General features: G+C 68.7%; 10 protein-coding genes. All 10 read right to left on the minus strand.

Features of this window, described 5'->3' with window-relative positions; genetic code table 11:
* The coding region (locus VFL64_RS21150; RefSeq protein ID WP_489542360.1) for an NnrU family protein at positions 1–362 on the minus strand (362 nt) is incomplete at its 3' end.
* Positions 363–415: 53 nt separating this feature from the next.
* Positions 416–964 (minus strand): DUF1003 domain-containing protein, encoded by a 549-nt coding sequence (locus VFL64_RS21155; protein ID WP_489542361.1) that lies wholly within the window; start codon positions 962–964, stop codon positions 416–418.
* Complete coding sequence (locus VFL64_RS21160) at positions 961–2,016, minus strand: extracellular catalytic domain type 1 short-chain-length polyhydroxyalkanoate depolymerase (RefSeq protein WP_489542362.1); 1,056 nt, start codon at positions 2,014–2,016, stop codon at positions 961–963. Before VFL64_RS21160 ends, VFL64_RS21155 begins: the two co-directional genes overlap by 4 nt.
* Positions 2,017–2,033: 17 nt before the next feature.
* The gene (locus VFL64_RS21165; protein ID WP_489542363.1) at positions 2,034–4,187 is read right to left on the minus strand and encodes a prolyl oligopeptidase family serine peptidase; all 2,154 of its coding nucleotides are present in this window, start codon (positions 4,185–4,187) and stop codon (positions 2,034–2,036) included.
* Between the two features lie 78 nt (positions 4,188–4,265).
* Positions 4,266–4,652: a VOC family protein gene (locus VFL64_RS21170; protein WP_489542364.1), complete on the minus strand. Its 387-nt coding sequence runs from the start codon at positions 4,650–4,652 to the stop codon at positions 4,266–4,268.
* 93 nt (positions 4,653–4,745) lie between these two features.
* On the minus strand, positions 4,746–5,411 hold the full coding sequence (locus tag VFL64_RS21175) for a cysteine hydrolase family protein (protein ID WP_489542365.1): 666 nt from the start codon (positions 5,409–5,411) through the stop codon (positions 4,746–4,748).
* Positions 5,408–6,976, minus strand: a complete 1,569-nt coding sequence (locus VFL64_RS21180; protein WP_489542366.1) for an ABC transporter ATP-binding protein — start codon at positions 6,974–6,976, stop codon at positions 5,408–5,410. Before VFL64_RS21180 ends, VFL64_RS21175 begins: the two co-directional genes overlap by 4 nt.
* Before the next feature lie 108 nt (positions 6,977–7,084).
* Positions 7,085–7,783 (minus strand): biuret amidohydrolase, encoded by a 699-nt coding sequence (biuH, locus tag VFL64_RS21185; protein WP_489542367.1) that lies wholly within the window; start codon positions 7,781–7,783, stop codon positions 7,085–7,087.
* Positions 7,784–8,806, minus strand: a complete 1,023-nt coding sequence (locus VFL64_RS21190) for a formamidase (protein WP_489542368.1) — start codon at positions 8,804–8,806, stop codon at positions 7,784–7,786. It abuts the gene before it with no gap.
* 90 nt (positions 8,807–8,896) lie between these two features.
* A partial coding sequence (locus VFL64_RS21195) for a ring-opening amidohydrolase (protein WP_489542369.1) occupies positions 8,897–9,510 on the minus strand: 614 nt, incomplete at its 5' end.

The following is a 9,510-nucleotide window of genomic DNA, read 5'->3' on the forward strand; positions in this document are numbered from 1 at the left end:
GTGCCGTTGGCCAGCAGGTGCGCCAGCGCCCACAGCTTGGTGGCGGCCAGCATGGGGTGCTTGGCCGCCGCCTTGATGCGCCCGGGCAGGTAGGCCGCGAACAGCAGCGGGAACACCGGCAGCAAGAGCAGCAAGGCCAGATGGCGCAAACCGGCCGGCGGCGTGTAGAGCACCACCGGCGACTGCCGCGCCAGCCCGTAGCCGTGGACGATCAGCACGAAGCCGGCGATGGCGATCAGCGCGTAGCCGGCCCGCCACGCCAGGCCGGCGCGCGCGGCCATGGCGTCACGCCAGGCGGGTGCGACGATGGAGACGGAGTGAACGCCGAGGAAGAGCACAAGGCCGAGGATGAGCAGGGTCATGGAAGGCTCCGCTGTCTGCAGAAGGTGCGGAAGTCTAGGTCCGTTTGCGACTCCTACTTCGCCTCGCCGCTGATGCGGTCGATCTGCGCCGCCAGCTTGTCGGGCCGCGTGGCCTGCTCCAGCACGGCACTGCTGGGGTCGTCGTCGGGGATGCCGAGCTTGTCGGCAATCTTGCCCAGCATGCGCAGCATCTTGGTGTTCTCCTGTTCGGTGAGCAGGTTGATCTGCAGGTCGAGTGCATTGCGGCGCTCGGTGAGCCGCGTCTCTTCGTTCTGGCTGATCAGGATGAAGGTGGACAGGAAGATAGCCTCCAGCGAGACCAGCAGCGTGAGAAAGGTGAAGGGGTAGGGGTCGATGTGAGGCTGCGGGCCGAGCGTGTTGAAGGTGATCCAGCCTGCGAACCACAGCACGTGGGCCCAGAGGAAGGGCAGCGTGCCGCAGAAGCTGGCCACGGCGTGCGCGACGCGTTGCATGCGGCTCTCGTTGGAGCGCGCCTTGTTCTCGAGCTCGACGATGGCGCGGATGTTCTTCTCGGTCAGCTCGGACACACTCCCCGCACGCCGGTAGGTGTTCCGGCTTTCTGAATGACGGTTGCTGCTCATGCTGCGCTCACCTCCTGCTGTGCGGACGACCGGAACTGCCGCGCCGCAAAGCGCCATGCCATGCGCGACGCATCCGGCCCCTTCACGTCGCTGTAGGGCTGCCGGGCGGCGCCACCGCTCCACGCATGGCCGAGGTGATCGACCTCCACCAGCGTGGCGACCGCGCTGCCGCGGCGCTTGAACTCGGTCACCGTCATGCCGTAGCGCTTGCCCCGCTGCACGCTTCGCCCCGGCAAGGCGCGTGCCCCTGCCGCGCTGGCCCAGGCCTGGGCTGCCGCCTGCGCGTTGCTGGCCGCCACCACACGGTCGGTGCCGCCGTGGATCACCATCAGCGGTGGCCATTCGGCCGCGCCGGGCTGCGGCGCGATGGGGTCGGTGGCACGGCGGCGGCCCTGCATCGCGCTCACCGCCGACAGCGTGGAGTGCGCCGTCCCGGGCGGGATGCCCGAGTGCATCACCACCGCCTTGAAGCGCTCGGGATGGCGCGTGACCAGCAAGGCCGCCATGCTGGCCCCGGCCGACAGCCCGGCCACCGCGATGCGCGCCCGGTCCACGCCGTAGAGCAGGCACACCTGGTCGATGGCCTTCATGATCAGCGCGGCCTCCCCATGCGCACGGCCGGAGCGGGTGTCGAACCAGTTCCAGCAGCCCTGGGCGTTGGCCACGCGGTCCTGCTCGGGGTAGAGCACGAGGAAGCGCTCGCGCGCGGCGAGGCGGTTCATGCGGGTGCTGAGCGCGAAGCTCTTCGCGTCCTGCCCGCAGCCGTGCAGCATCACCATCATGGGCAACTGTTCGCCGAAGCGAACGCCCGGCGGGCGGTAGAGGCGAAAGCGCCGCATGCCGTTCAGGCCGACGGCCACGCCGGCGATCCAGTCGCCCTCGCCGCGCGGGGATCGGGCCGAGGCGGCGGCAGTCTTTACGGCGCGTTTCGCCGCCTGCTGCACGGCCTGCTGCATTGCCTGCGAACCTGCGCGCAGCCCGTGCCGCGCCATCGCGGTCCAGCTGCGCTGCAAGGTGGTGGCCCAGGCCGTGGCCTGCGTTCGCTTGGCCACGGTCTGCCTCCTTTCACCTACTGCATGCCGAGCTGATCGAACAGGAAGGCGAGCCTGTCGGCCTGCTCCTCGACCTCACTGGCAAGCGAGGTGCCGATGCCGTGCCCCGCATCGGACGCCACGCGCAGCAGCACCGGCCGCCCACCGGGGTTGGCAGCCTGCAGGCGGGCCGTCATCTTGTAGGACATCCAGGGCTCGACGCGCCCGTCGTGCACGCCGGTGGTGAGCAGCACGGCGGGGTAGGCGGTGCCGTTCTCCACCTGGTGGTAGGGCGAGTAGGCAAGCAGCGCCATGAAGTGGGCACGTTCCTTGACGGTGCCGAACTCGGTGACGTTGAAGGCGCCATTGGGCGTGAGCTCCACGCGCAGCATGTCGTAGATGCCCACCGCGGTGGCCACTGCGCGGAACAGCTCGGGCCGCTGCACCGTCACCGCGCCCATCAGCAGGCCGCCGTTGCTGCCGCCTTCGATGGCGAGCTTGTCGGGCCGCGTGTACTTCTGCGCGATCAGCAGCTCGGCGCTGGCGATGAAGTCGTCGAACACCTTCTGCTTCCTGGTGAGGTTGCCGCCCAGGTGCCACTCTTCGCCGAACTCACCGCCGCCGCGGATGTTGGCCAGGGCGAACACGCCACCGTGGCGCAGCCAGGCGACCGTCTGGCGCGAGAAGCGCGGGCGCATCGACAGGCCGTAGCCGCCATAGGCCGTGAGCAGCACCGGCTGCGCGCCGTCGAGCGGCGTGCCCTTGTTGCGCACGATGTTGACGGGCACCTTGGTGCCGTCCTTCGACGTGGCCATCTCGCGCACGACCTCGGCACCCGGCAGCCCGCCGTCGACCGCGAAGGCCGGCGGGTCGGACAGCGCGGTCTGCACGGGCGCGGCCTCCTTGGCCGCGCCGTCGTAGGCGTACCAGCTGAAGGCACGCACGAAGCTCTGGCTGCCGAAGAGGATGTTGTCGCCGCCCAGGCGCACGCCCAGGTTGACGCTGGCAATGGGCTGGGCGCTGACGTTGCTGAACGAGCGTCCGTCCAGCGTGTAGCTGCGCAGCTCGGTGGGGCCGCCCACCATCACTTCCACGAACAACCGCGTGTCGGTGGGCATCAGGTCTTCGATCACGGCGGCCGACTCGGGCACGAGGGTCGGCGCGCTGGTCAGGCTGGCCGTGGAGTCGCCGAGCGTCATGGCGACGATGCGCCCGCGCGGTGAGCCCTTGAGGCCCAGCGCGTAGAGACGGCCGTCGCGGCCGAACTCGACGCGCCTGAAGCCGTCGGTGTAGTTGGCGATGCGCCGCCACGGCCCGGCGTTGCTGCGCAGGTGGAAGCCGTGCTCGCCGCCGTCACCGTTGGCCACGTCGGCCAGCAGGTGGCGGCCGTCTTCGCTGGTCTGCAGGGCGATCTCGGCGATGCGCGGGAACTCCTTGCCGATCACGTACTTGTCGCTGCGCGACGGCGTGCCCAGCTTGTGGAAGTAGACCTGCTGGTAGAAGTTGGCGTCGGCGGGTGGCCGCTCCTTGCCCTGCGGGTAGCGCGTGTAATAGAAGCCTTCGCCGTCGGGGGCCCAGGCCACGCTGCCGCCGCCGGTGGGGTACTGCACGCGCGGCACCACGTCGGGCAGGGCCTGGCCGGTGTCGGTGCGGTAGAGGTGCAGGGTGCCGTCTTCGCTGCCGTTCTTCGAAAGCGACACGGCCACCAGCTTGCCGTCACGCGAGGGCTTGAACCAGTCGATGGTGGTCTTGCCGCTCGGGTCGAGCACGGTGGGGTCGAGCACCACGCGCTCGCTGGCCAGGTCGGACGGGCCGGCCAGCACCACCAGCATGTGCTGCGCCTTGGGCGGCTGGCGCTTGAGGGCGAAGAGCCTGCCGCCCGAGAACTCGAAGGCGTAGCGCGTGGCGGTGCCGCTGCCCACCATCTCCAGCAGCTCGGCCTTGATGGCCTGCCGCCGTGGCAACGCATCGAGCACCTGGCGCGTGAGCGCGTTCTGCTCGGCGATCCAGGCCACGACCTCCTTGGAGTCGGTCTGCTCCAGCCAGCGGTAGTCTTCGCTGACGGTGGTGCCGTGGTAGTTGTTTTCGACCGGCCGTCGCGGCGAGTCAGGGTAGACCAGCGGGGCAGCGCTTGTGGCGCCGGCCACGCAGGCCCAGGCGAACATCAGCAGGGGTTTCCGCCATGACGTCATGGATGCCTCGGGGAGTGGGGAAGGTGGGAGGCATCATCGTTGCCCACGCAGACAAGGGCAAGTACGGCGTTGGGCGTCTCAGCCCTCGGGCAGGTCCTCGTGGATGCACAGGCAGTTGCCTTCGGTGTCCATGAACCAGGCGGCCTTCTCGGCACCGAGCACGCAGACGTGGTTCTCGGTCTTGAAGCCAGGGAAGTCGTAGTCCTCGAACACCACGCCGCGCGCCTTGAGGGCCGCGATCTCGGCCACGATGTCGCTCACCTCGAAGCTCACCGCGGTGTGCTCGGCCTTGGTGCCTTCGGGCTTGGGGAACAGCGCCAGGATGCTGCCCCCGGCGTTGTAGACGAACTTGCCGTCGGGCTTGAGGCCGCCGGGTTCCAGGCCCAGCTTGGTCTCGTAGAAGTCACGGGCGCGGGCCAGGTTGCGGACCGGCAGCATGGTGGTGACACGCGAGTGCGACAGCATGGCGATTCCTTCCGCACGATGTCGTGGCCGGGGCAGCCACCCGGGGAATACTAGGCGCTGCCGCGCCCGATTGCCATGCCAGCGGCCCCGCGTTCAGGCGGTGGCCGGCGCCGTCAGATCGGCCAGGCGGGCCGTCCAGCCGACGATGCCGCCTTGCGCGCGGATCATCGCCAGCGCCGAGGCCTTGAACTCGGGGAAGTAGGAGCCGGTGGCCTCTTCGACGATCAGGCACTCGTAGCCGCGGTCGTTGGCTTCGCGCATGGTGGTCTGCACGCAGACCTCGGTGGTCACGCCGCCGAAGATCAGGTGGGTGATGCCGCGCGACTTCAGCACCTCGCCGAGCTGCGTGCCGTAGAAGGCACCCTTGCCCGGTTTGGCGATGACGATGTCGCCGTCTTGCGGCAGCAGTTCAGGCACGAAGCCCGCCCCGGGTTCACCGTGGATCAGGATGCGGCCCATGCTGCCCATGTCGCCGATGCGCATCGAGGGCTTGCCGCGCAGGCGCTTGGCGGGCGGGCAGTCCGACAGGTCGGGCGCGTGGCATTCCTGCGTGTGGATCACGAGCACGCCGTGGGCGCGGCACCAGTCGATCAGCGCCGCGGCGGCCGGTACCACCGGCGCGAGCAGCGAGACATCATTGCCCAGCGTGGCGCCGAAGCCACCGGGCTCGATGAAGTCGCGCTGCATGTCGATCATCACCAGCGCGGTGTGCGCCGGGTCGAAGCTGAAGGGGCCGGGCTGTGCAGCGAGCGTGATCAATGTGCACTCCCACCCATGAAGGCGCCCAAACGATTTCGATCCGCCTGGCGTGCGTCCGTCTCATGGACGACCTTGCCGCCGCTCATCACGGCGATGCGGTCGGACAGCGCCAGCAGCTCGTCCAGGTCTTCGCTGATCAGCAGCACCGCGCCGCCGCGGTTGCGCACGTCCATCAAGCGCTGGTGGATCTCGGCCACGGCCGCGAAGTCGAGGCCGAACACGGGGTTGCTGACGATCAGCACCTCGGCGTCGTCGCTCAGCTCGCGCGCCAGCACGGCACGTTGCACGTTGCCACCGGAAAGTGAACGGATCTGCGCCAGCTCGCCGCGCGTCTTGACGCCGAATTCGGTGATCAGCTTGCGCGCCCGCTCGCGCAGGCTGCGGCCGCGCAGCCAGCCCATGCGTGCGGCCGGCGCGATGTCGAAGGCACGCAGACCGATGTTGTCGGACACGCTCAGCTCGCCCACGCAGGCGTTGCGCAAAGGCTCCTCGGGCAGGCTGCGCACCTTGAGGCGCCGGTTCTGCGAGCGCGTGCCGGTGAAGCTCTCGGCGCTGCCGTTGTAGCCCACCCGCACCTCGCCCGAGACGCGCCGCCGCTGGCCCACCAGGGCCTCGGCGAACTCGCGCTGGCCGTTGCCGGAGACACCGGCCACGCCGACGATCTCGCCGGCATGCACGTCGATGCTCAAGCCATCGACCGCGATCTGGCCGCGGTCGCCATCGACCGTGAGCGCCTTCACCTGCAGGCGCGGCGAACCGCGCTCGCGCTCCGCACGGCGCGGCGCGGCGAACTCGCGCTTGGCGTCATCGTCACCGCCCACCATCTCCCCCGCCAGCTGCTGCGGTGTGGTCTCGTCCACGCGGTGCGCCGCCACGAGCCTGCCCTTGCGCAGCACGCTCACGTCGTCGGCATAGGCCGTGACCTCGCGGAACTTGTGGGTGATGAGGATGATGCTGCACTCGCCCGCGTGCGCGCGGTCACGCAGCAGGCCCAGCACCTCGTCGGCTTCCTGCGGGGTGAGCACCGAGGTCGGCTCGTCGAGGATCAGGAGGCGCGGCTTGAGCAGCAGCTGCTTGAGGATCTCCAGCTTCTGCTTCTGGCCCGCCGACAGCTCCTGCGGGGTGGCGTCGAGGTCGAGCTTGAAGGGCGTGGTCTTCATGAACTCGACGAGGTCGGCGCGCTCCTTCTTCCAGTCGATCACCGCCGGCAGCTTGCCGCGCGCGAGCAGCAGGTTCTCGGCCACCGTCATGCCGGGCACCACGGTGAAGTGCTGGTAGACCATGCCGATGCCCAGCTCGCGCGCGACCACCGGCGTGGCGATGTCGTGCTCGCGGCCGTCGAGCAGCACCGCGCCCTCTTCCGCCTTCTGGTAGCCGACCACGCACTTCACCAGCGTGCTCTTGCCCGCGCCGTTCTCGCCCAGCAGCGCGTGCACGGTGCCGGGGCGCACCTTGAGGGAGACCTTGTCCATCGCGGTGAAGGCGCCGAAGCGCTTGGTGAGCTCGAAGGTGTCGAGCGCGAGGGCGCCCGTGGGGCGGGGAATGGGGTCGAGGGGGGCGGTCATGCGGTATGTCCTTCTGTTGGCGCACTACAGACCGCTCAGGCTGAGGTATCGAAGCCCGGCACGGCCTGCACGGGCCTTCGATACCTCAGGCTGAGCGGATGGTGACGTTCATGCGTTCACTACCTCGATCACCGATTTCGAATCCGACACCGCACCGAACACCCCGCCCTGCATGGTCACCATCTTCAGCGCCGCCAGGTGGTTGCCGTGGTCGGTGGCCGCGGTGCAGTCCGACAGGATCAGGCACTCGTAGCCGCGGTCGTTGGCGTCGCGCATGGTCGTGTGCACGCACACGTCGGTCGTGATGCCAGTGAGGATGAGGTTGCGGACGCCGCGCGTGCGCAGCACCAGGTCGAAGTTGGTGGCGTAGAACGAACCCTTGCCGGGCTTGTCGATCACCGGCTCGCCGGGCAGCGGCGCCAGCTCGGGGATGATTTCCCAGCCCGGTTCGCCGATGGTGAGGATGCGCCCACAGGGGCCCACATCGCCGATGCCGATGCCGTGGGTGCCGATCTGGCGCGATCGCCAGCGCTTGTTGGCCGGCAGGTCCGACAGGTCGGGCTTGTGGCCTTCGCGCGTGTGGATGATGGGGTAGCCCGCGGCCCGCATGGCGGCGAAGAGCTTCTTCAAGGGCTCGATGGGCGCGCGAGTGAGCGAGATGTCGTAGCCCATCTTGTCGACGTAGCCGCCTTCGCCGCAGAAGTCGACCTGCATGTCGATGACGACCAGCGCGGTGTTCTGCGGCGTCAGGTCTCCGTCGAAGGGCCAGCGGTAGGGGTCGGCGGCGATGTAGCGTTCGGTCGTCATTCAGGCCACCTTCTTCAGCGTGGGCTGGGCCGGGCCGGCGTAGTCGCGCGTGGGCGCGGCGAAGCCGCAGGAGGTGCCGTCGGTCACCTGCACGGTCGACTCCCACGGCAGCACGTAGCGGCCGGCGGCCATGTCGTGCATGTAGGTGTAGGGGCAGTCCTGCGCGCCGCCCTTCACCGCCACGTAGCCGCGGTGGTAGAGCTGGTAGATGTTGTTCTCCACGCCCCAGCCGGCGCGCGCCTCGCGCAGCAGGTCGGGTCGCAACTCGCAGGTGATGATCTCGTCGGGGCGGCCGCTGCCTTCCACCATCACCGTGCCGTCGAAGTGGCAGAACATGCCCTCGCCCATGGAGTCGAAGCTGCCGTCGCTGCCGCACATGCAGACGTTGGCGGTGTAGACGAGGTTGCAGAAGGCGTTGGCCTGGTTGGTGATCTTCCAGGCATGCCGGATCGGTGCCGTATAGCCTGCCGTGCGGATCAGGATCTCGGCGCCCTTGTAGGTGGCCTCGCGCGCCATCTCGGGGAACATGCCGTCGTGGCAGATGATGAGCGCGAGCTTGCTGCCGTTCGGGCCCTCGCACACCGGGATGCCCAGGTTGCCCGGCTCCCAGGGCTCGACCGGCACCCAGGGGTGCAGCTTGCGGTAGTAGAGCTTCAGGGCACCGGTGTCGTCGATGACGATGCCGCTGTTGTAGGGGTTGCCGGCGGGGTTGGCTTCCATGATGGAGAAGCAGCCCCAGATCTTGTTGTCGATGCAGGCCTTCTTGAAGGCGGCGACCTCGGGCCCGTCGAGCCGGCACATGATCTCGGGATTGGTGTCCATCGAGAGCCCGTGCAGCGAATATTCGGGGAAGACCACGAGGTCCATCGTCGAGAGATTGCGCCGGGCCTTGCCGACCATCCAGACGATGCGTTCGGTCTGCCGGGCGAGATCGGCCTTGGTCACGACAACAGGCAGTTGCAACTGCACCAGACCGATCACCACGCCATGAGGCGATTTGTTCAGTCCGCCAAGGCCGTTCATGGGCAGCTCCCTTCGTGAAGTTGGACGCGGCGTCTGTGCGCGCTCGGGTGTGGGCGGGAAGCAAATCCGATTTTGCTGGGGAGCAAAAGACTATCTTTCAGGCACAAGGCGCGCGATGACAGCGACGGGGCCGCCGCCGGGCGGGCCCTGGTGCTCGGCGCCGCCGGACACGTAGACCGCGCCGGTGCCCGCCAGTCCGGCGATCAATCCGCCGACCGCGGCGCGTGCGTGCCGGGTGGAGCTGATGTCGGTATCTTCCAGCATGGTGTGGCGAAAGCCGCGCACAGTGCCATCAGGCGAGGCCTCCGCCTTGGCAAAGACGTTGACGAGTTCGCGGCCTGCGCTCGCTTGAGGGGCGGCGGCAAGGCCGACGCTCCCTAGCGCATCGATGATCGCGGTTGCGTCGATGGCGTCGGTCATCACTGCGTGCCCGATCTCAAACGGGCTTGCCGACATCGCGGAATTGCCGAGCACGATGACGACATTGTGCATCAACTCGATGCCCGCGGATGTCGAGGCCACGGATGAGAACAGATCGTAGCGGCGAAGCACGTCCTCGTCCTGGATCTCGTCCTTGATTTCGCCGAGTGCCACCGCGACGCCAAGCGCCGACGCGCCGCGCGAATAGGCCATCGACGCATAGGCGCTCGAGGTCGCAGGCTTGTTGCCGCGAGTGACCGCTGCTTCCATCCGCTCGCTCGTCA

The organism is Rhizobacter sp., assembly GCF_035702065.1.
Taxonomy (GTDB): domain Bacteria; phylum Pseudomonadota; class Gammaproteobacteria; order Burkholderiales; family Burkholderiaceae_C; genus Rhizobacter.